The 21069-nt window shown below is 60.3% G+C and carries 22 protein-coding genes and 4 pseudogenes; 12 read left to right on the top strand and 14 right to left on the bottom strand.

The features are described from left to right. Positions 1 to 236: 236 nt before the first annotated feature. Positions 237 to 416 (top strand): annotated as a pseudogene (locus tag ACVWW1_RS20215) (amidase); the annotation flags it as partial. Positions 417 to 735: 319 nt separating this feature from the next. Here the strand turns inward: ACVWW1_RS20215 and ACVWW1_RS20210 are convergent. The 3 genes from ACVWW1_RS20210 to ACVWW1_RS20200 all read right to left on the bottom strand — a co-directional run bounded on the left by ACVWW1_RS20210 (position 736) and on the right by ACVWW1_RS20200 (position 1618). After that, the gene (locus tag ACVWW1_RS20210) at positions 736 to 936 is read right to left on the bottom strand and encodes a hypothetical protein (RefSeq protein WP_456657195.1); all 201 of its coding nucleotides are present in this window, start codon (positions 934 to 936) and stop codon (positions 736 to 738) included. Positions 937 to 1059: 123 nt separating this feature from the next. Further along, complete coding sequence (locus tag ACVWW1_RS20205; RefSeq protein ID WP_456657194.1) at positions 1060 to 1194, bottom strand: hypothetical protein; 135 nt, start codon at positions 1192 to 1194, stop codon at positions 1060 to 1062. After that, positions 1178 to 1618: a hypothetical protein gene (locus tag ACVWW1_RS20200; RefSeq protein ID WP_456657193.1), complete on the bottom strand. Its 441-nt coding sequence runs from the start codon at positions 1616 to 1618 to the stop codon at positions 1178 to 1180. The genes ACVWW1_RS20205 and ACVWW1_RS20200 overlap by 17 nt, the downstream gene beginning before the upstream one ends. 180 nt (positions 1619 to 1798) lie before the next feature. On the opposite strand from ACVWW1_RS20200, the gene ACVWW1_RS20195 reads away from it, so the two are divergent. Beyond that, entirely contained in the window at positions 1799 to 2155 is a 357-nt protein-coding gene (locus ACVWW1_RS20195; protein ID WP_456657192.1) for a PRC-barrel domain-containing protein, read from the top strand. A 317-nt stretch (positions 2156 to 2472) separates the two neighbouring features. Here the strand turns inward: ACVWW1_RS20195 and ACVWW1_RS20190 are convergent, their stop codons facing one another. After that, positions 2473 to 2715 (bottom strand): hypothetical protein, encoded by a 243-nt coding sequence (locus tag ACVWW1_RS20190; protein ID WP_456657191.1) that lies wholly within the window; start codon positions 2713 to 2715, stop codon positions 2473 to 2475. A 392-nt stretch (positions 2716 to 3107) separates the two neighbouring features. On the opposite strand from ACVWW1_RS20190, the gene ACVWW1_RS20185 reads away from it, so the two are divergent. Then, a complete protein-coding gene (locus ACVWW1_RS20185) occupies positions 3108 to 3965 on the top strand; it encodes an SDR family oxidoreductase (RefSeq protein WP_456660627.1) in 858 nt (285 codons plus the stop codon). A 418-nt stretch (positions 3966 to 4383) separates the two neighbouring features. After that, positions 4384 to 6684, top strand: a pseudogene (locus ACVWW1_RS20180) (FdhF/YdeP family oxidoreductase). A 397-nt stretch (positions 6685 to 7081) separates the two neighbouring features. Here ACVWW1_RS20180 and ACVWW1_RS20175 read toward each other — a convergent pair. Next, complete coding sequence (locus ACVWW1_RS20175; RefSeq protein WP_456657190.1) at positions 7082 to 7477, bottom strand: PRC-barrel domain-containing protein; 396 nt, start codon at positions 7475 to 7477, stop codon at positions 7082 to 7084. A gap of 1130 nt (positions 7478 to 8607) precedes the next feature. On the opposite strand from ACVWW1_RS20175, the pseudogene ACVWW1_RS20170 reads away from it, so the two are divergent. After that, a pseudogene (locus ACVWW1_RS20170) lies at positions 8608 to 8789 on the top strand (glycosyltransferase family 4 protein); the annotation flags it as partial. A 278-nt stretch (positions 8790 to 9067) separates the two neighbouring features. Here the strand turns inward: ACVWW1_RS20170 and ACVWW1_RS20165 are convergent. Beyond that, positions 9068 to 9244, bottom strand: a complete 177-nt coding sequence (locus ACVWW1_RS20165; RefSeq protein WP_456657189.1) for a hypothetical protein — start codon at positions 9242 to 9244, stop codon at positions 9068 to 9070. After that, entirely contained in the window at positions 9228 to 9653 is a 426-nt protein-coding gene (locus tag ACVWW1_RS20160; protein ID WP_456657188.1) for a DUF3606 domain-containing protein, read from the bottom strand. The genes ACVWW1_RS20165 and ACVWW1_RS20160 overlap by 17 nt, the downstream gene beginning before the upstream one ends. Positions 9654 to 9928: 275 nt before the next feature. Between ACVWW1_RS20160 and ACVWW1_RS20155 the strand changes: the two genes are divergently transcribed. Beyond that, positions 9929 to 10147 carry a hypothetical protein gene (locus ACVWW1_RS20155; RefSeq protein WP_456657187.1) on the top strand — a complete coding sequence of 73 codons (219 nt, stop codon included), beginning with the start codon at positions 9929 to 9931 and terminating at the stop codon, positions 10145 to 10147. A 307-nt stretch (positions 10148 to 10454) separates the two neighbouring features. On the opposite strand, the gene ACVWW1_RS20150 is transcribed toward ACVWW1_RS20155, so the two are convergent. The 3 genes from ACVWW1_RS20150 to ACVWW1_RS20140 all read right to left on the bottom strand — a co-directional run bounded on the left by ACVWW1_RS20150 (position 10455) and on the right by ACVWW1_RS20140 (position 11926). After that, a complete protein-coding gene (locus ACVWW1_RS20150; RefSeq protein WP_456657186.1) occupies positions 10455 to 10667 on the bottom strand; it encodes a hypothetical protein in 213 nt (70 codons plus the stop codon). 379 nt (positions 10668 to 11046) lie between these two features. Further along, on the bottom strand, positions 11047 to 11190 hold the full coding sequence (locus tag ACVWW1_RS20145) for a hypothetical protein (RefSeq protein ID WP_456657185.1): 144 nt from the start codon (positions 11188 to 11190) through the stop codon (positions 11047 to 11049). Next, positions 11141 to 11926, bottom strand: a complete 786-nt coding sequence (locus ACVWW1_RS20140) for a Crp/Fnr family transcriptional regulator (protein ID WP_456657184.1) — start codon at positions 11924 to 11926, stop codon at positions 11141 to 11143. Before ACVWW1_RS20140 ends, ACVWW1_RS20145 begins: the two co-directional genes overlap by 50 nt. A 27-nt stretch (positions 11927 to 11953) precedes the next feature. Here ACVWW1_RS20140 and ACVWW1_RS20135 point away from each other — a divergent pair, with 27 nt between their 5' ends. Then, entirely contained in the window at positions 11954 to 12124 is a 171-nt protein-coding gene (locus ACVWW1_RS20135; RefSeq protein ID WP_456657183.1) for a DUF6894 family protein, read from the top strand. A gap of 559 nt (positions 12125 to 12683) precedes the next feature. Here ACVWW1_RS20135 and ACVWW1_RS20130 read toward each other — a convergent pair. From ACVWW1_RS20130 to ACVWW1_RS20120, 3 genes are all read right to left on the bottom strand, one after another. Beyond that, entirely contained in the window at positions 12684 to 13136 is a 453-nt protein-coding gene (locus tag ACVWW1_RS20130; RefSeq protein ID WP_456657182.1) for a hypothetical protein, read from the bottom strand. A 165-nt stretch (positions 13137 to 13301) separates the two neighbouring features. Beyond that, on the bottom strand, positions 13302 to 13586 hold the full coding sequence (locus tag ACVWW1_RS20125) for an SDR family NAD(P)-dependent oxidoreductase (protein WP_456657181.1): 285 nt from the start codon (positions 13584 to 13586) through the stop codon (positions 13302 to 13304). Between the two features lie 72 nt (positions 13587 to 13658). Beyond that, complete coding sequence (locus ACVWW1_RS20120) at positions 13659 to 13961, bottom strand: plasmid stabilization protein (protein ID WP_420965901.1); 303 nt, start codon at positions 13959 to 13961, stop codon at positions 13659 to 13661. Positions 13962 to 14139: 178 nt separating this feature from the next. On the opposite strand from ACVWW1_RS20120, the gene ACVWW1_RS20115 reads away from it, so the two are divergent. Both ACVWW1_RS20115 and ACVWW1_RS20110 read left to right on the top strand, forming a co-directional pair. Then, complete coding sequence (locus ACVWW1_RS20115; RefSeq protein ID WP_456657180.1) at positions 14140 to 15651, top strand: CYTH and CHAD domain-containing protein; 1512 nt, start codon at positions 14140 to 14142, stop codon at positions 15649 to 15651. A gap of 258 nt (positions 15652 to 15909) precedes the next feature. Further along, positions 15910 to 16584: an HAD family hydrolase gene (locus ACVWW1_RS20110; protein ID WP_456657179.1), complete on the top strand. Its 675-nt coding sequence runs from the start codon at positions 15910 to 15912 to the stop codon at positions 16582 to 16584. Between the two features lie 195 nt (positions 16585 to 16779). Here ACVWW1_RS20110 and katE read toward each other — a convergent pair. Next, a pseudogene (gene katE, locus ACVWW1_RS20105) lies at positions 16780 to 18893 on the bottom strand (catalase). 558 nt (positions 18894 to 19451) lie between these two features. Between katE and ACVWW1_RS20100 the strand changes: the two are divergent. The 3 genes from ACVWW1_RS20100 to ACVWW1_RS20090 all read left to right on the top strand — a co-directional run bounded on the left by ACVWW1_RS20100 (position 19452) and on the right by ACVWW1_RS20090 (position 21054). Then, positions 19452 to 19631: a DUF3606 domain-containing protein gene (locus ACVWW1_RS20100; protein ID WP_092117711.1), complete on the top strand. Its 180-nt coding sequence runs from the start codon at positions 19452 to 19454 to the stop codon at positions 19629 to 19631. Positions 19632 to 19633: 2 nt separating this feature from the next. Next, the gene (locus ACVWW1_RS20095) at positions 19634 to 19813 is read left to right on the top strand and encodes a DUF2934 domain-containing protein (RefSeq protein WP_456657178.1); all 180 of its coding nucleotides are present in this window, start codon (positions 19634 to 19636) and stop codon (positions 19811 to 19813) included. 392 nt (positions 19814 to 20205) lie between these two features. Beyond that, complete coding sequence (locus tag ACVWW1_RS20090; RefSeq protein WP_456657177.1) at positions 20206 to 21054, top strand: hypothetical protein; 849 nt, start codon at positions 20206 to 20208, stop codon at positions 21052 to 21054. The last annotated feature ends 15 nt before the right edge of the window (positions 21055 to 21069 follow it).

Here is a 21069-nt window from a genome sequence, read left to right as displayed (position 1 = left end):
TTTTGAACGGCGCACTTCGTAACGCGAAAGCTCCAGCTTAGCTGACACCAGAAGGCGCAAAATGAGCTAGGTCTAAGATGCTTGCCGGCGGTGATGCCTGCCGCGCAGTGGAGTGTCTTGGTCGCGTTTGCTGAATACCGGAATCTGGGGTAGCATTGCTAGCCTCGGCCCGATGGAACGAGCACTCGCCGACTTGTCGCGCCAGAACTTGACGCTCGTGTCACTTTGCACCATTCGCCAATTTGACGGGTGCGCCGGCCATGAGCGTGCCGCTGCGGACGGCCGCGGGTCTGCCACTCGGCGTACAGTTCATCGCTTCGTTCGGCAACGAGACACTTCTGCTGCAGCTCGCCAGCCAGTTGGAACGCGTGCAGCCCTGCATGCAGCGGTTGCGGCCGCTTGCGGTTCCACAATGAGCAAGGCAACTCCTTCATGTATCCAGAGCGCCGCCGCCGCCAGCGGAGAAGGCCTGGTTGGCGGGCCGCGTCCATGCAGACTGAAGAGGCGCAAAGGCGTGGGTGAGCGGGACCATCCATTGCAGTTGGTCAGGACCCTAGGATCCGAGGTGCTGGAATGAAACACGGCTGACGCATGCTCTCGCTGCGCCATATCATGCTAACAGAGCGCCATTTTTGAGATCTCGACCAAGCCCTGTTGCGATCCCAGCGCACTCCCGGTGCTGGCCCACTCCCCAAGCGAAAACCCCGCAGGCGCGAGGTCGTCTCCGCGCTGGGGCTAGAAGGGCGCGCGTTGACCGGGTGACAGGAGCCACACGGTCAAATTGGCGGCGGTCTCGTCATGCTGTGCCTTCGCAAGCAAGGCCTCTCGCTCTCCACATGCAGGAAGCTTCCTAGCCCGTTGGCGCAGCTCTTCGGCTTCTTTGGCAAGGCGTTCTTCAAGGGAAAAAATCTGCTTGACCCGGCGTGGTCGCTTCATGGCTCCTCTTTGCAAAGCTGATGTTGCTGCCCTAGAAACGGATGAAGCACGGGGGAGTAAAATGTTCCAGATTCCGCTTTCCCTCCCGAAGGCAAACATCCGGATCTGCGTGAGTACGAACTCCTAACCTGTCGCCGCCAGCTGCAGCGCAGCGAGTACCCGCATTCCAGGCGCTAGAGCGACCAGCTGAATGTACTTCCGCTTCAGGCCGAGCCCGTGACCGTCCCCATACTTCGGCTTCTTAGCGTCGTCGCCCATCAGCCCGTCCTCGAGCTCGTCCGGCATTTTCGACGCTTCGCAGACGATCCTTGAAGCCATGACGAGGCGAATAAAGCGTGTGGTGCTCTGTCTCGCGCAAACCATGGTCGGAGAAGTACGCATTGACTGCGGCCGACAGGATGCCGCCCTTGTTGCGGTGGTGCGGGAAGCCGTCAGGGAATGCTGCATCGCCTCGAGCAAGATTCTGATCATTGGGATGTCGCGGTGGCAAAACGCTGTTTTCAGGACGCGCTCGTCCAGCCGCACGCGGATATGCGGGAGTGGCGTCCGGGACGATATGTCGGCGGCGTAGGTTGATGATCTCGCTCGGCCGCGCACCCGTGTCGATCATTGCAATGACGACGGCGCGCTCCTCATCGTTCATGGTTTGAGGCGCGCCATGATGCGATTGACGATCCACCATGGCGCGAAGGGTGGCCGAGGCCACAACGCATCGCCCTCGAGCCTGGCGCCCGCAATATGCGATAGCACCCGAGGTGCTGGACCTGGCCATCATAATCTCCCGCGACACGTTCTCAGCACTAGGAACGAGCTCATTAGGCCCGCGTTTGACTTTCTAACCGTCCAACCCCGGGAGAGAGTGATGGCAGAACGCGAGACTGGAAATCTCATCGGCAGCGACAAGGTGGAAGGCACCGCCGTCTATGGAGCCGACAAGCAGAAGATTGGTAGCATCGAGCGCGTCATGATCGACAAGGTGTCGGGCAAGGTCGCCTATGCCGTCTTGGGCTATGGCGGGTTCCTGGGCATCGGCGATGATCACTATCCGACGCCGTGGTCAAGCTTAACCTATGATACCAATCTCGGCGGGTACCGGACCAACGTTACCAAGGACCAATTGGAAAAAGCGCCACGCTACACCAGCGACAATGACTGGAGCTGGAATCGCGAGAACGACCGGCGCGTCTACGATTACTATCGAGCCTCGCCCTATTGGTGAGCCCAGACGATCTGCACCCCTAAAGGCCCGGCGATGCACGCGCCGGGCTTCTGCGGTAGGATTGGCGAAGTGGGGAAGCAACCGCTTCGGCCGCCTGGATGGGGCGTCGCAATGTGTCGCACATGCGGTCGAGATGGTTGAAATGCGTCCTGTATTGATTGGCGACTCCGTCAGGGCCGAGCGCGGCAAGCAGATCGATCTGGGGTGTCGCGGGAAAGGGCGGCACGATGATCCGTTACGTTGGCGATCTCGCATTGCTCCGGACCATCGATCGCACTGTGCGGCTCATCGACAAAACTGCGCAGATTTCCGGAATGCTAGCGCCAGGCCTGCCGCTTGTCGCCGTTCACGCCCTGCTGCACCACGGTCCATCTGCGGTACCGCGTCGCGAAGAACCCATGGAGGCTCACTGTCCGCACCGCGACACTGTCGACTTTCGCCCGAGCCGGCTCGCCCGCGTCATTCCGGCCGTCGACGCCCGTGCGCTCGCCGAGTTGAGCTAGCTCGTCGGCGTGCGGCGCAAGTGCTTGCCGCGGTCGCCGCTGACGTATGCTTCCCACCTCTCGCTCGAGTGGCGACAGGAGTGCTTCAGAGCGCCGATGCCACTGGCCGTGATTGACGGTCCGAACGACTGGAAGCAAAAGGGATGTAACAGCCGTTGCAGGAACTCGTCGCGAGCATATTGACGCGCGACGACCTAGCGACGATGGCGCCGAGTTCGGACACCCGTTCGGCAAGCCACGGCGGAACGCGTCCGCCGTGGAGAGGAAGGTCTGCGCTGCCGCTTCGTTTGGCCATCCTGGTCCCGCTCACACTGAATCATCCGCACTTTAAAGCGTAGCACTTGGCGCGTTGCTGCCTTTGTGCTGCGCTCTGCTATCCACGAACACTGGCATCTAGGAACACTTGTCAAGCGCTGCGATTGAAAATCAATCAATACGCGGAGTCGTTCATGCCCGATTATCGCAAGCCGCCCTATCCTAATCAGACGCAACCCATGCCGGGCACGACGGCCAAAATGGATCCGCCTCCGGACCATGGCGAATCCAGCTACCGCGGCTCGGGCAAACTCAAAGGCAAGAAGGCCGTCATCACAGGCGCGGACAGCGGCATTGGGCGTGCGGTCGCGCTCGCCTACGCCCGCGAGGGGGCCGACATCCTGATCGCCTATCTGAACGAGCATGACGACGCGCTTGAGGTGAAAGCGCTGGTTGAGGCTGAAAGACGCAAGGCGGTCCTGATCGCTGGCGACCTGCGCAGTGCTGACCACTGCCGCTCGGTTGTCTGCCGTGCCGTCCAGGATTTTGGCAGGATCGATATCCTCGTCAACAACGCCGCGCATCAGGCCACGTTCAAGGACATTGCCGATATCAGCGACGAGGAATGGCAGCTGACCTTCGAGGTAAACATCCACGCGATGTTCTATCTCACCAAAGCGGCGGTGCCGCATATGCCGGCGGGTAGCGCGATCATTAACACCGCGTCGATCAACTCCGACATGCCGAACCCGATCCTGTTGGCCTATGCGACCACGAAAGGCGCCGTCCACAACTTCACCGGAGGGCTGGCGCAGATGCTGGCGTCCAAAGGCATTCGCGTGAATGCAGTCGCGCCGGGACCGATCTGGACGCCGCTGATTCCGTCGACCATGCCGGAGGAGGCGGTGACGAATTTCGGCAAGCAGGTTCCGCTGAAGCGGGCTGGACAGCCCGCCGAACTGGCGACAGCCTACGTCATGTTGGCCGATCCACTCTCGAGCTTTACGTCCGGTGCGACCGTTGCCGTGACTGGCGGGAAGCCGTTTCTGTAGGACGCAGCGCGGTCCAGCTGGTCAACTGCAGCATTGGACGTGCGGCGTCCGCAAGGGTCTCGATTCCGAATTGGCCGGAGCCCGTCGGGCCGACAAGGTTCCGGTGACGGCGCCTCAGCGCTCCTCGCCGGCGCCGGCAAGCCACATGCGCAACTCAATACCTGATGGGCCCAGAGTGACGTCGATCGACCGCAGTTCGGCGACATCATTGAAACTCCTCGAGGTCGTCGGGTGTCACGAATAGGACGGCAGCAGCTGGACGCGATGGGGGCACTCCTCGGCGAGGGCGCGCCACGCCTCGAATCCATCCTGATCCCGGCGCGGCTCACAGCGCACAGCGAGGAGGTTCCTCCTCGCACTAGGAACTTCCCATTCGATCAGTGGTTTTCGCCAAAAGATGCGCTCTGCGAGATCAATCATGAAGCGAAAAGTGACGGTGAAACCATATGCCGGGCCGGCCGGTGGATGGGGATCGATCAAAGCCGTCGCGGGCATTCTTTCGCAGGAGGAAGTGATGCTGCTCGGCAGCGAGATCCTGTCGAAGCAGAACAAGCCCGACGGCTACATGTGCGTCAGCTGTTCCTGGGCGAAGCCGGCCAAGCCGCGTCCGTTCGAGTTTTGCGAGAATGGTGCCAAGGCGACCGCATGGGAAGTGACCAACAAGGCGGTCGACGCGACCTTATTTACGAAATACACGCTCGCGGAATTGCGTGGCTGGTCCGACAACGCGCTCGAGGAGCAGGGACGTCTTACGGCGCCGATGCGCTATGACGCGGCGTCAGACAGGTACGCGCCGGTGAGCTGGTCGGACGCGTTCGCAGAAATCGGCCGTGAACTGAAGGCGCTCGATCCGCGCTCAGTGGTCTTCTACACCTCCGGCCGTGCTTCGCTCGAGGCGAGCTACATGTATCAGCTGTTCGGCCGGATGTACGGTACGAACAATTTCCCCGACAGTTCGAACATGTGCCACGAAAGCACGTCGGTGGCCCTGCCCCCGGTGATCGGCGTGCCCGTCGGCACCGTGCACCTCGACGATTTCGAGCAAACCGACTGCATCCTGTTCTTCGGCCATAACACGACGACAAATGCGCCTCGGATGCTGCATCCGCTGCAGGAGGCAGCGCAGCGCGGCGTGCCGATCATCACCTTCAATCCGCTGCGGGAACGTGGTCTTGAGCGCTTCACCAATCCACAGGATCCCATCCAGATGGTGGCCGGCGGCACCCGCATCAGTTCGCAATACCATCAGGTCAGGTTTCGGCGGCGACGCCGCAGCCATCCTCGGTATTTGCAAGGCAGTAATCGAGGCGGATGACGCGGCGCGGTCCGCGGGGCATGCACGTATCGTCGACGTGAGCTTTATCGAACAGCATACACACGGGTTCGATGCTTTCGCGGATTTCTGCCGCAAGCAATCATGGACCGACCTGGAGCGGACGTCCGGTTTGTGCCAGGCCGCGATGTCCCAGGCCGCGAGCACGTACATGGCCGCGAAGGCCGTGATCGCAAACTACGGCATGGGTGTCACGCAGCACAGACACGGCGTCGAGACCGTGAAGATGATCGTCAATCTGCTGCTGTTGCGCGGCAATATCGGAAAGCGGGGCGCTGGAATCTCGCCGATCCGCGGCCACTCCAACGTCCAAGGCCAGCGCACGGTCGGCATCTCCGAGAAGACCAAGCTCGTCCCTCTCGACAAGCTGAAGGAGCTCTATGGTTTCGAGCCGCCGAGAGAGGACGGTCTGACGACGGTGGACGCCTGCAAGGGTATTCTGAAGGGCGAGGTGCGCGGTTTCGTCAGCCTCGGTGGTAATTTCGTCCGGTCCATTCCTGATCGGTCGCTGATGGAGCCGGCTTGGACTAAGCTTCGGCTCTCCGTGCAGATCGCGACGAAACTCAACCGGACGCATCTCGTGCCCGGCGAGGTGACCTATCTGTTGCCCTGTCTTGGCCGGATCGAGATCGATCAGCAGGCGAGCGGGGCGCAAGCTGTCGCCATGGAAGATTCCACGGCGTGCATTCATGGCTCGCGCGGACAGCGCAAGCCGGTTGCCGACCGGCTTCTGTCCGAACCGCGGATCATCGCGGAGATGGCGAAAGCGACGTTGTCGCGCAATCCGAACGTCGACTGGGATGCCTGGGTCGGCGATTACGCGCTGGTGCGCGACGCCATCGAGCGGACCTATCCGGATCAGTTCAAGGATTTCAACACGCGCATGTTCGAGCCCGGCGGCTTTGCCCGTCCGCTTGGCGCCCGTGAGCGAAAGTGGCATACGCCGAACGGAAAGGCCAATTTCACGGTTCCGAAGGCAGCGATCGATGTTCCGCAAATCCGCGACGGCGTCTTCGAACTCATGACGATCCGCGCTGACGGTCAGTTCAACACGACCGTCTACAACGAGGATGACCGCTTTCGCGGGATCTACGGCAGCCGTGACGTTTTGCTGATGAACGCGGACGACATGGCCGCATTAGGTCTCGCCCAGGGAGATCTCGTCACGCTGGAGACCGCAGCTAATGACGGTGTCGAGCGCCGGCTGGGAGAACTTCAGGTCGTTCCCTACGACGTGCCCCTGGCGGCATCGTCGGATACTATCCGGAGTGCAACGTCCTTATCCCGCTCTGGCATTTCGCCGTGGGCAGCAAGGGCCCGGCGGCCAAGTCGGTGCCGGTGCGCATCAGTCGCGATCCCCTGGGGCCGTCGCCGACGGCGCAATGACGGACAATCGGGCGCAGCCTATTTGGCGGCGATCGCATAGGGAACGACGACGTCCGTTGACGCCAGGCTGCCTGAGAACGACGTGCCCGAGGTCGGGACGCATCTTCAGATCGCCGGCAAACCAGGTGGCGCGTCGCTTCTCTCCGGCCTGGTGAGGAATTTCGTTCCTCCGCGTCCGCGAACATGGCAGCCATGGACATCGCATGGCACTGCGATAAGTGTCGCCACTAGGTTCGGCGGCCGAGGCTATCCGCATCTCAATCGCCTAGCGAACCGCTCTCGGACATCCGAGAGGCGTATTGCCAAATTCGCGACGCCTGCTCCTTCGGCAGTTGCCGCGCGATCGACGCTGCATAGCAAACACGAGCAACGAATGCTCGCGTTCGCTGATATCGCGCTACTTTGTCTCGGGCACCCAGGTGGTGCTGGTGCGGTCGTACTTAAAGCCCGGAGCGCCTTTCAGGTCGTCCTTTGTTTCGTCCAGGGTCAACCACCATTTGTCGTTCTTCTTGGTGGTTTTGACTGCCGTGAATGGCACAATGACATCCTTCTGGCCGGCTCCGAGAAAGCCGCCGACGCCGATCACGAGACCCGTGATCTTCCCCGACTTGTCGACGAGGACGTCGTCGATATCGCCGATCTTGCTTTCCTTCGGATCGTACACGGCCTGCTTGTAGTAATTCGTCACAGTCCAACTTTCCGTCGGTCCTTCCTTTAGGACGGTTGTTGCGGCGGATGCGCCGGTTACCATTGCGACGGCCAGCAGAGGCCCAATAGCGAAGAGTTTCTTCATCTTATGTCTCCCTCGGTGATTGCCTTTATGGAACAGGACGAAGTGGCAAATGTTCCAAGGATGAGGCAGGACGACCGGCGCCGCGCATAGAATGCGGCGGCGTGGGCGTGAGGACAGGCGCTCTCGGGCAGCCGAGGTCTTGAAGCCGCAACTCCTTTCGCGGAGCTAGTTTTCGCGCTCGGCATCGTCGGCGGTGCTGTCGGCGATTCCGGAGCCTTGCCGGGTCTATTGCCTCGCCGTCGGATGGGGCGTCGCTGGGGCACAAAAGGCAAAAGGAGGCTCTTCTCAAGCAGCACCGCAGAAAACCTACTCTGCAACCCCTCTCGGCAGGGGATCAAGTCAGAAGTCTCCGGCTTTGTCGTCCGAAAAGCCCTACTGCTGGCATCTCTCAAGCAGCCAGCCATCATGATCGAGCTATACGTCAGGTACGACCGTCGCGGTGACGGGCCATCTGACCATCCATTGACAACGGGCACGGCGCGAACGACAGGACGGAGACGACGGCCAAGGTACATAGCCCGCCTGAAACTTTCCGCCGCTTCTTATTCTTGCTGGGTTGCGGGCCGCGCCGAGAATCAGGACGCAAAACATGGGGCCTGATCGAGGCGGTACTGCCGATCTGTAGAGGCTAGCAGGCTACGCCAGGGCCCGGCCCGCCGGAGAGGCTCCGACGTGGCGCGGCAGGGTGGTCGCAGCTGTTTTGTCAGATCGGGAGAAAGTAGCAACCTTCGCCCCGATTCCGAGTTACCGGCGAATGATACCTGCGCCCTTGGAGCTTTGTGAATGGCAGAAGCATGCACGTTGCGAACAGCTGTCGACACCGCCTGGTCCGTTTTCCGCGCTACTCATTCGGGGGTCGATGCCTCGGATACGCGCCGCTGTCTCCTTGAACGTCATCTGCATGCAGGATGGGAGGTTCGCGAAGGCGATGCGGAAGAGATTGCCAGCTTTGGACTGGCCTATCTCACGCGACTTCCCGACGTCGAATGTTAAAGCGCAGAGAAAGGCTGCTCGAGCGCATCGTCACGGTCGGCGCGCGGCCAGTTTGGACACTCCTCGCCGTCTCATATTTGCTCTCTTCAATCGTCGTGTTGGCCCTGCGATCCATGCTCGGAGCGGGGGAATAGGCTATGCGCATAGCCCAACTTGGTCCTCCTGGCTGAAGGCGTTTCTCCGAAGCTCTATGGCGACGCAGAGGTTGGGGGACGAGCTGGTCGAGCTTGGGCATGACGTTACCTTGTTCGCAAGTGGCGATACACGAACCAAAGGCAAGCTCCATCCGGTGTTGCCTCGCGCACTGCGTCTTGGGCGAAAGGGCGATGCCTTCGCGAAAGAAAGCGGGACTATCGGGAAACCGCCTGGGTAGGAACGATCATGCTCCCGCCCCATATGGGAGCGCACTCAATGCGCAGTTATTTTTTCGATCTACGAGACGAGCGAGGCAATGTCATAGCCCTGCAGGACGAAGCGGCACGAGCGCTTGGCCAACTTCGCTAGAGATGAGGCGCGGCGAGCTATTTCTGACGGCGGACTTACACGCGAATTAGCAATTGAGGTGCGCGACGAGGACGGCGCAGTCCGTTCCTGTCGCTAGCCAACAGGATTATGCGTTGGATCGACTTGGATTAGAGCTTCGTATTGGCTTGCTTTTTCAAGTAGCGCATCGCGAATTGGACCTTCCGGTAGGAGCGCAGCTTGGTGGCGGGCCTCTTTTGCGCATTGCGCGGCTTCAATTGCCAGTTCTTCAGCCTCACGATTCATCTTCATCGCTCCACTCGATGCCAGGCTGTTTGCGAACGGCGATCACTGAATCGCAGGCTTTCTCGACGATCATTCGAAGCTCTGCCTTCGGCACACTGAGAGGGTGTGTCCAGTGCTTGATGTCAGCGACTTGATGTATGTTGATACGCAGTCGGTCTGCCTGCTTTTTTGGATCAGCATCACATCTCCTCGCATTGGGAAGCAACGGCAATGACTTCGCGATGTTCCAAAGCCTGCGAGCCGTTGGCAAGGCTTGGCATATTTCAGCCGATCGTTTTTGGCTTCTGTCGCTCCGCTCCCGTTTGAAACTCGTCAGCCCTTTGACGAGTTTGGCGCCCGCGCCTGGCTGGATTCTCGCGCGTATTTCTAGCGGCCGTTTTGTGCTGTTTGGCCACCACAAAAAAGGCCCCGGCACCCTTGGAGGGTAATGCCGGGGCCAATCCGGATCGCCGAACCGCCGTCCGCCGAGAAGCAGCGGTCGTCGCTACTAGGGCTGAAAAAACACGAAATGAAAATCAGGTGCCCCGTGGCTCGGATCATCAAATTGATCTGCGGTTCCCGAAATAACGCATGTGAATCTTTGCCGCTTTTTGCCAGTCCGCTGCTGCACTTACAAGCGCCGCGATCGCCTACCTGGGAACCGCACTTTAGCGCGCCGAATTATTCGTAGGTCATCCAAAGGAGACACCAATGAAGAAGTTCGTCGCGGTCACCGCTCTTACGCTCCTGTGCGGCTCGGCCTTGGCTCAGAACACCGGCCCCGCTCCACAGACAGGGATGGAGAAACCCGGAGTGACGCACGGTGCCAAGCCAGATGGTTCGATGGATACGACCGGCATGAGTGCGACCAAGGGGAATATCAAAAGGGAAAAAGACGGCGCACCGGCCCCGAAGCACGCGAAAAAGTAGGTCCGGCTGTCCTTGGAGTAGCAGCATCAAAACCGGACATCCGGGATGTATGGATACACGCCGTAACACGTCGCCGCGGCCGGGGAGGGGAGTCTTGATCGTTTCGGTGACGACACCAATATCAGAGCTCATCGTCGGTGAAAATCACCGAACGCAGCAGCGCGCTGCCAGCAGCTGCACGTTGCGCTCGAGCAACAGCGTTTGGAAAACGTAGGGCCAACGGCTTCCGCCCATTGCGCGTTTCCATTTTGATCCAAATGATCGACCCTGTCGCGAGCTGGGCTGTGCAACAGGCCTCGGATCGGGCTCACGCGCAAGCGGATATCAAGAAGCGCAACAGGGGCGCTCTGCAGATCGTGGCGAGACGATCAAACACCGCAAAAGCGTCGAAGGGGAGAACGATCTGATCCCGTCCAGCTGCGCCTTTCAACAAGACGCGGGCAAGAATGCCTACCAATCCCGTCACCGTGCAGAAATATCGCGGCGCCTGTCTCGCAACAGCAGATTTGGCCGTGGTCATCGTGTCGTCGCGATCGTTTCGGCGATCGTCAAGACCACAGACGAACTCGTCAGGATGGCCTATCAGGCAGCCCGCATCCTAATCGCCGCGAACTCGACAGGTTGTTGACCACCGGTGAGCGCATCGGCATGTCCTTGATGAGCATCGCACTGTCTGATCTCGGCGTGCGGGCGATCGGCTTTCGCCGGCGGAAAAAACCAGCATTATGAGGGCTTGCGATTTGCAAGACACTCGACGCGTTGCGCGCGCATTGGAAGGAGCAAAAACCTGCGCAAGCGGCGCGAGAGTGGGCGGTGAAGCGGACGTCGCGGGTGCGCCCTTTGACTTCCGAGTCTGGCCCCAAGCGGAAGTCCGTCCTGCTTCTCAACCGCACTGGGCGCTACTGGGTGCTAGTTTTGTCGTTTAAGCTGTCAAATCCACCGAGTTGGACAATCCTTTCGAAGTCGCCAAGCGTAACGACGCGGCGCTTTAAATCAAGGATGCCTTGGGTTCGGAACGCCTGAAGGACGCGGTTGACATGCACGACGCTCAATCCAAGCGCGTCGGCCAGCGTTCGATTGAGTGATCGGAAAGTCAAACTGCTCGTTAGCGACCATACCCATCGCTCCAAGCCGCTGGCGCAATTCCGCAATCAAATAGGCCATGCGCCCCGATGCGGATCGTGTGCCCAAATTGACTATCCATTGCCGGAACAATGCGGCGTCAACAAGCGATTCGCGCCAGAGCGCTCGTGCCAAAGCCGGACGCGTACTAAGGGTTCGCTCGAGCGCATCGTGATCAATGAAACCAAGTTGCGCTTTCGACAGCGTGGTCAGGTCGTGGTCCATCCGCTTCAGTGGCAAGCCGTGAAGATCGGGCATGTCGCCTGCGATGTGGAATGATAGAATCTGCCGTTTGCCATCTTCCGACACTTTCGATCGATAGGCAAAGCCGCTCAGAATCACGCAGCACTGGGTACTAAGCTGCCCCTCGCGAAAGATCGAAGAATCTTCCGGCAAGCTCTTCACCGATGCAATAATGGACCGGAGGGCTTTCGTATCCTCGTCGGGTAACTCAGAGTGCTGCCGCAACTTCCGGATCATCATCTCGATGGGCATCTGAAGTTCCTTGTCAACCTTTCCGGACGGGAGGCTGTCCGCTTCCACTCCGACCATACGCTTGGAACGGGCGTGAATGTAGATAATTGTCCCGCCAACTTGAGCGCAATAGTTCCAATCAGTGGCCCCGAGATGCCGCGGTATTTTTTTCACATCCAGCACCGACAGCGGGATCCAGACGAAACAGGCATGGACCTGCCCGACAGCGACGCCGCTTGGAAGGAAGCCACCATCACTGCTGGAAAATTCCTTCAGGACCTCGATGGCACGCTGAAGCCCGGCCAGGAATGGCGGATGGAAGTAACTGACGAGGCGGGAAATCTAATATGGGTCCTCCGCCTGTCACCTGAAAGGCACTAAAGCTCCGGCGTCGGCAACTGCCGTACTTTTAGCTAGATGGACGCGATTGCCGTCACATCGGACCGGCGATGCCGCGACCTCCTAGCTGTCGTGCAAACCGAAACTATTTGAATCCGGCCCTGGCGCGGTATGGCAGCCGGCGGCCGAAAAGCTCCCTCGTGGCTAGCCTCGAAAAGCTGCGACCTTCATGCCCACTCGCCTCGAAGATTTTGGAAGCTGCCAACTGCGGAGAGGTGTCGCCCCGAAGGTCTCAAGCAGGTCGGACGCCGAGCTCTCTCGCAGGCGCCGATTATGTGGCGTTGACCGGACGAGGCGGCGACCCGAACGTCGCCGCGAGGGGCGCGAACGCGCGCGGGCGAACGGTTCCTGGACAGTGTGCGCCTTCGGAAGACGACGGGATCCAGGCTCTTGCTGGTTAGCGTGCGAACGGGATTTCACGTCGTGTCGGCGACGCGCGAATGTTGCGGATATTGCACGAGCATCGACCTCGCGCACACACGTAGGAGCCGCCACGATCGCAGCGGCACCTTTTCTTCAAGACAACAGATAGTCTGACGTTCTACCGAGGTGATCGCTTGGTGGCGGATCCGCTCTTGCCCCCCGGAAGGCCCCTGATGTTCGAGGGATCCTGTTCCTGCACCGAGAGGTTTTGCTGGCTTGATCCGACTGTGCCCTTTTGCGCAGCAGGTCCGTTCTTGTTGCCAGCTGAACCGCTGATGCCGGCACCGGAATTCTGCGCGCTGGGCGCCGTTGCCGGACTTGTGCCCGCGGCAGCGGTGTTCGGCTCGCCAGGCGGATGGGAGGCAGCGCCCGGCTTTTCTTGTTCTCCGACATAGCCCGACGCGCCTGAGTTGTGGGTTTTCGCACCCTTGTCGGCTTCGCTCTGAAGGTTTTGCCCCGGGCTCGTCTGCTGGGCGGCTACCGGAAGACCAATCGCCGTGGCCGCGAAGACGAGCGTCAATAGAGTGGGTATCCGCATGACTGCTTCCTCCTTCGTCTGCTTCTCCCGCAAGGTTGAAAGTCAAAAACAACCGGATAGAAGGCGCGGCGTTCCTTTAACGATCGAGCATGGCCGACGGCCGTGCTCGCGATCACCTCACAATGAATCCATGTCGGATACCGGCCTCAGATGCGACTACGTCTTTTGCCCGCGACAAGGCCTAAGAGGCCGAAAGTCTCACCCAAGGCGGCCGCGCCGGTTTGGTGCCACGTCTAGCCGGCCGAAGTGACCCACTACTGCGGTGACCATTGCGTCGACAGCCCTGGAATCCGACACGTCGGCGGCATGGGCCATCGTCCGGTCGGCCGGCGGGCTCTTGGCGAGCTTTTCGAGGGCGTCCTTGTTGCGGTCGACCAACGCGACCTTGGCGCCCTCGGCCGCGAACCGGCGAGCTCTTGCTTCGCCGATGCCGGACGCCCCGCCGGTAGTGATGATGGCCCTTTCCTGGAACCTTTCGTCCACAGATGGCTCCCGTTTGATCCGTGGCAAGGACAGCCATTCTCGCGCCGAGAAGCGGCAGCCGATTACGCGTCTTCAGGCAGCGCGCCGCTTTCTGGTCCGCGCCGCCTTCTTGGCTGATCGCGACCGCTCCGCAGCGGGCCGCTTGGCCGAGGCGGCGCCGCCGAGACGGCCGCCTTTCTTCGACGGCGAATGGTCTTCTTCTGTTCCGCGGCCGGAGCCGCTTTTCTTGCCGCCGTGGGTCTCCTTGTTCACGGTCGCCCAAGCACGCCGCTCGGCCTCCTTCTCCGGAACGCCGCGGTGCTCGTAGCCTTCCTCGATGTGCTCTGCCTGGCGCTTTTGCTTTTCAGTGTAGCTGGACTTGTCGCCGCGAGGCATGGGGTCCTCCTCGATTGAAATATTCGGTTCAAAACCGGGAAGGCCTGTCTGTTCCAGTCATGACGACAAGTTTGTGGCGCGGTCGCCGTGCCAAATCCTAACTGCGCAGTCACAGCCAAAAAGATCTCACGCCGCGACGACGGGAACCTTTCCGTGATTGCGTCTTTTTGAATCGGCAATGAGCGTCGAGACTGAATTGAAGTTCCGAGCTTCGCCCCGCGGGCTATCGGCCATGACGAAGGGCGGCGTCCCCGGTGTGCGGCGCGCCGATTGGTCCCAGCAAGATCTTGTTTCTACGTATTTTGATACGAACAAGCGCAAGCTCAAGCGGAGTGGCCTCACGCTGAGGGTGCGACAGGTCGACAACAAGTTTGTGCAAACGGTAAAGTCGACCGCTTCAGGAAACCTCACGCGTGGCGAATGGGAGGCCGAGGTCGATCGCCTCAAGCCCGACATTGCCAAGGCGGAAGGTACGCCGCTCGATGATTTCAGCGCTAAGCACTTGTCCCGGAAGCTGAAGCCGGTCTTTCGCACCTCGATTCGCCGTGCCGTACAGACAATTCGAACCCGCCGCAGCGAGATTGAGCTCGCGATCGACCGCGGCAAGATTTCGGCCGGCGGGCGCTCGCAACCGATTGCCGAATTCGAGCTCGAATTAAAATCCGGGCGTCCGTCGGATCTGTTTTCGTTGGCGCGAAAGCTCGACCGCAAGACCGCCGCCGAACTCGACTTGCGATCGAAGGCAGAGAAGGGCTATCGGCTCCTCGAAGATGACGGCGAAAGAGCGATGCATGCGGCACCTATTCGGCTTGATCGTGAGTTAGCGCCAAACGGAGCCTTCCGCATTGTTGCGTCTGCGACGCTCCGGCATTTTGCATGCAATGCGGATGCGGTGCGTGCACTGGATTCGGAGGCAATCCATCAGATGCGCGTAGGCTTGCGGCGAACGCGTGCCGCCATCTCGCTCTTCAACGATGTCCTTCCGCGAACGAATACCGCGCGGATTAAGGCTGAGCTTAAATGGCTCACCCGTGAGCTCGCGCCAGCTCGTGAGATCGACGTATTCTTGAAAGAGCGCGTTCATCCCGTCGCGCATGAGAGCGTGCCAAAACGCGGCTCTCGCGCTATCGAGAAGAAGTTTGCCGCCCAACGGCTTGCGGCCTTCAGGCGCGCTGGACGGGCGGTTGCGTCGGCCCGGTTTCGTCGTCTTTTGCTCGATGTGCTCGAATGGATCGCGACCAGCAGCGCGTCAGCCCACGACAAGCGATTGATTGGTCCCTATGCGGCAGCACTGCTCGACCGGCGCATCAGGAAGGCACGCAAGCAAGGCAAGCGCTTGCAGGAACTCGATCCGACGCAACGCCACAAACTACGCATAAGAATCAAGAAGATCCGTTATGCAGTCGAGTTCTTTAAGAGCCTTTACGCCCATAGCGATCACAAGGAACTCGCAGGGCTCTCCGACCGGCTCAAGAGAATTCAATCGGCCCTTGGCTCCTTGAATGACTTTATGGCGCATCGCGAGATGGGGACGAACGCTGCGCTGAACGCCCCTCGCGCCAATCGGAGGGCTCAGGCATTCGTGTCCGGATTTGTGGTTGGTCGGGAGCGCGAGGCGGCAAGGGGTTTGATGAAGGCGGCGTCCAGAGAAATCGGCGGGCTGCGCCGATTGCGCAGTGAGCCTTGTTAGGCGCAGTCGGCCGCGGAACCTGCGCGGCCTCTCGCAGATGTTTCATACAGCGCGAGCGAAGTTGATCCGACGACATTTGCGGTCCCCAAAGAAGCGTCCCGGCCTGTGTCGGAAAAGTGCGCTTCACTGATTGCAACTGCAAGGCGAGGACTGAAGCCTACATTCCAGTCGGCCAAGGGCCAGCACCTTGATTGCGTATCGATGAGTCCTATGTCGTCCCTCGGGGAGGGTGCAAGCCCACTGTGACGGAGAGTTCGCATGCGCATCGAGCCAGTCTTCCTGTTCGACCTCGACGGTACGCTGGTCGACAGCGTCTATCAGCACGTGCTGGCCTGGAAGCATGCACTCGATTCCGAAGGAATCGAACTATCGGTCTGGCGCATCCATCGCAAGATTGGCATGAGCGGTGGCCTCTTCACCAATCAACTCCTCCGGGAGATTGGCATCGAGATCAGCGCGGAGCGCATCGACCGCCTACGGCGCGCGCATGCGGCCTCTTACCAGCAACAGGCAAGCCAGGTCCGCCCCCTGCCGGGCGCGCGCGATCTTTTGCGATGGTTGTCGGAAGCTGGAATACCGTGGGCGATCGCGACCAGTGGTCGAATGGAAACCGCTGCCGTTAATCTTGCTTCGTTGGGCGTCGATCCGGAACGAACCTCGGTCGTGACGCGCGATCAGGTCAAGTATGCCAAACCGGATCCGGATTTGTTTCTTGCCGCGGCCGCGCGGCTTAACGCGCCAATCGAGACTGCCATCGTGGTCGGCGACAGTGTCTGGGACATGATGGCGGCCGTTCGTTGCCGTGCACTGGGAGTAGGTCTCCTGAGCGGCGGTTATGGATCGGACGAACTCAGGCAATCCGGAGCGTTTCGCGTCTATGACGACCCAGCCGACCTGTTGCGCCGGATTGACGAGGTTGGAGGACGGCGCTGATCGATTCTTGTCTTCATAAGTTGAATGAAAAGCAGCGGCGGCGTTGTTATTGCGACGGTTCAGTCGTGCCCGCGCCGATTTCGCGCTCCGCTTCAGTCAGAAATCTATTTTCGAACCGGTCGGTCTGGCCGCTTCGCTCGCAAAGCGCAGACGCGTCGTCGAAGCCTTCCTTCTGGCCGCTTAAGACTGTCTCTTCTAGGGAATCTTGACATGGGGCTCGCGTTCCCAGACGCGGAGCTTCCCGAGGCCGTCGACAAACGATTTGGCGTCCCCGGCGCTTTCCAAGGTGACACAACCCTCGTCGAAGTCATCGGCGGCGATGCCGGCTTTCGCGAACAGCGGTAGCACGGAGCCAACGTAGCCGATGAACTTGCAGTGAGCAAAGGCGTCGGCGACGAAATCCCGTGCCGATGACTCCTGCAGTAAATCGTCCATGGCCGCCTGTGTCGGCAGCAGGGCAACGGCATCGTACAACACCGAGGGCCCGCCATCGATCATTTGATCGGCGTGGATCCAGCTGCCATCGTTCGCCCTGGCTCCGGCGACCGTCGGCGCAATGATCTCGTACGTCGCTCCGGCCTGGCCGAGCGCGGCCTTGAGTGCCTGAAGGAGACCGGCATCGGTTCCGTCGGAAACCAGGATACCCAACTTGCGGCCCTCGAAGCGCTCGGGTCCGTTCTCGACGATGCTCAGCGCCGGGGAGGGATTGAGATCCTGACGTGTCGGTGCGGCAGCATCTGCCGGCTTTGGCATCTTCTGCAGACCAAGTTTGCCGGCGACCTTGTTGGCCAGCTTCTCATCGATGTTCAGGAGATGCGAGACCATCCGTTCCCGGATTGCAGGCGTTTGAACCTTGCTGAGTTCGAACGTCAAAGCGGCAGCGATGTGCGCCTGCTCTCCCATGGTTTGACTGATAAAGAACTGACGCGCCTGGCTATAATGGTCTGCGAAGCTCTCGGCGCGCAGACGACGTTTGGGGCCTTGCTCCACGTCGGCGAATGACGTGAAGCCGCGCTGTGGCGACTCTCTGGGGCCCTCGCCGAAGGAATTCGGCTGGTAGTTGGCGCGCCCGACTGAATTGCGCAGGGCCATGTGGCCGTCCTGCTGAAAATGAGCGATCGGGCATTTGGGCGCATTGATCGGGATCTGCGTGAAGTTTGGACTTCCGAGCCGCTTGAGCTGGGTGTCGAGGTACGAGAAGTTGCGTCCTTGCAGCAGCGGATCGTTCGAGAATTCGACCCCGGCGGAACGTTCTGGGTCATGAAGGCGACCTGTTCGGTTTCCGCAAAGAAATTGTCGGGCATGCGATTGAGCACTAGCCGACCGGCGGGGATGGGCGGCAGTACTTCCTCCGGTATGAGCTTCGTCGGATCAAGCACGTCGAAGTCGAAGGAATCGGCGAAGTCCTGATCGAACAGTTGCAGTTGAAGTTCCCATTCCGGGAAGTTGCCGGTTTTGATGGCGGTCCAAAGATCCCGGCGATGGAAGTCCGGATCGGCACCGTTGATTTTGACGGCTTCCACTGACTGCATGCCCAATTTTGGCTTCCAGTGAAATTTGACGAAGGTGGACTCGTTCTTCGCGTTTACGAACCGGAAGGTGTGCACACCGAACCCTTCCATGAAGCGGAACGATCGCGGGATAGCACGATCGGACATCACCCACATGATCATGTGCATGCTCTCAGGGGTGAGGCCGATGAAATCCCAGAAATTGTCGTGGGCCGATTGTGCCTGCGGAAAGGCGCAATCAGGTTCCTCCTTCACAGCGTGGACCATGTCGGGAAACTTGATGGCGTCCTGGATGAAGAAAACCGGGATGTTGTTGCCAACGATGTCCCAATTGCCTTCCTGTGTGTAGAGCTTTACGGCGAAGCCACGGACATCCCGGGCGAGGTCGAAAGAGCCCTTGCTGCCGGCCACGGTTGAAAATCGGACGAAGGCTGGTGTCTTTTCACCGGTGCGCTGGAACAGGTCAGCCCTGGTATACTTCGACAGGGGCTTGTAGTTCTCGAAGAAGCCGTGCGCCGCGTAGCCACGGGCATGCACGACCCGCTCGGGGATCCGTTCGTGATCGAAGTGGAAGATCTTTTCCCGAAAATGGAAATCCTCCGGCAGCGTCGGGCCACGCGGACCGATTTTCAGGGAGTTCTGGTCGTCGGAAACCGGACCACCCTGCGCCGTCGTGAGCATAGGCACCTTACCTGATGCAATTTGATGAAGTTCGCCTCCTTCACCACGTTCAAGTTTTTGGTCGTGAATGGTTGCCGTCCCGCGCAATTCGCGGGTTGGTTTCGTTGTCTTCGCCATTGCTTGGTTTCCTGGAGGACGAACTAGCGAGTCCTAAGTCCCGCGAGACGCACTACGTTCCTATTCGGGCGCCAACCTGGTCAGCGGCGCTTGTGCCGATTGCTGGACGCTTGCTTCCGCGCGTGCCGTCCTGTCGCTTACCGCACCCTGCAAATCTCGATCGTCTGGCCGATGACCTGATATTGTTGTCCGATCGCTGCTCAACCTAACCGCAGCGTCGGCGGATCAGGTTGGCGCGCCGCTCCAGAGACATCATGGGCTCGAGCCGCTGAAGGCAACGCGGACACTCCGTCTCCGAACCGATCGATCCTCATTTTTCAGGCCCCCAATCGAACGCGAGGAACGACGGTTTCTAGGCCGCGTTGATCGGTCTTCCCGAAGGAGCAGCCGGAGAAGGATGACTGATTTGACCGCGGAGAAGCAAGTCGGTTAGGCAACCTGTCACCGAGTTCATCGCCGGAAAGGCCGGCGAAGAAAACGTCGTCGCGGTCGAGGCAGTGAGGTATTTGCGTGGACCAAAGCCGTCCCGAATGCGCCGTTTGAAATAACGAAGGGCCGATGGACAATCTGACGAAAAAAGAGCAGCCGGACCGGTCGAAGATCAACATGCACGAGCCGTTTGAGGTCAAATACTGGACTCATGCGCTTGGCGTGTCGAAGGAAGAGCTTCAGAAGGCCGTCGACAAGGTCGGGAATTCTGCAGCGACGGTGCGCAAAGAGTTGGGGATCAAGGAGTAGCCATGGCGACCGAACAGCAGATACGAGACTACGCGCACCTGCTCTGGGAGAGAGCTGGGAAGCCAGAAGGCCGGGACACCGAATTCTGGCACGCGGCGGAAGTCGAGTTAAATGCAGAACGCGAGAGCCCTGACGCACCGACGGAGATCGACCAACCCAACAGGACCACGCTTCCGGGGTGATCAATTCACCCGTCCAATTTTGAACCGCTTGGGTTGGGTAGCGACGTCATGGCGCTTCAGGCGAGATGGCCAGTTTCCAATTGGTCTGAGGTTCGCATTCGCGAAGTCTCGCGACTCGATAGCCCTTACGAGGAATAGGGCCGTATTCCTCGTCAACAGCGAGATCGTTCTCCACCAACAGCTGTGCCACACGCCTGTTCCAGCTTCTGGCCGTTCGCGAGTGTTCACCCGCGCATCGGGCTCGTTGGCTCGCATAGGAACTTTGGCTTCCTGGCCAGATTGTCAGGACGATTGAGCGGAGGAGGCTTGCATGAACCAGCTGATTTACCTGGTGGGACTGATCGTGGTCATCCTTGCGGTGCTGTCGTTCTTTGGATTGCGGTAGGTACATCATGGACAGTCACCAAAGTGTTGCCGACGTCGTCGACAGCAAGGTCGGCTTGCGTCTGCAGTGGAGCCCGGTCTTCGCGGGTGCGCTCGCCGCAGCTGCTCTGTCGCTGATCTTGATCAGCTTCGGCGCTGCAATCGGCTTGGGCGTTAGCTCGAGTTCACCTTCGTGGCGCGATGCATCGTCTGCGCTCGCGTTGCTGTCCGGGCTGTACTTGGTCCTGCAGGCGCTGGTTAGCTTCGGTGTCGGCGGCTATATTGCCGGCCGCGCGCGGCAGGTGATCGGCGCGACGCCGGCCGACGTGATCGAAAGCAGCGACGGGCTTCATGGTCTGATCGCCTGGGCGCTCGCCGTCATCGTGGGCGCGGCGGTTGTCGCGCTGGTCGGACTATCGGCCGCGCGTCCGACGATCCAGAATCGGCCATCGGCCACGGCCGCGGAGCCGTTGCTGAGTGCCGAGCTTGACCGGCTGTACCGGTCGCCACGACGTCCGGCCAATATTGACATCGGTTACGAACGGGCTGAGGCAGGCCGCATTCTATTGACTAGCTCTGGCCATAGCGGCGTGAGCACCGAAGATCACAGCTATCTGATCCAGCAGGTTGCGGCGGCGACGGGGTTGCCGGCTGCCGACGCCGAAAGTCGCGTCGACAGCGTCATCGGTGATGCCAGAACCGCAATCCAGCGGTCGCGGCGCAGCTCGGTGATCCTGGCATTCTCTGCTGCGGCGGCGCTGCTGTGCGGCGCGGTCGCGGCTTGGGTTGCGGCCTGCGCGGGAGGTCGCCACCGCGATGGCGCACCACTGCCGGAGTGGATGGGAAGTCGGCCGACCACGGCCGTACCGATCGTTTGAATCGTTGATTGAACG

It is taken from the genome of Bradyrhizobium sp. JR3.5 (assembly GCF_054057015.1).
This window is presented reverse-complemented; position numbering and strand designations above follow the sequence as displayed.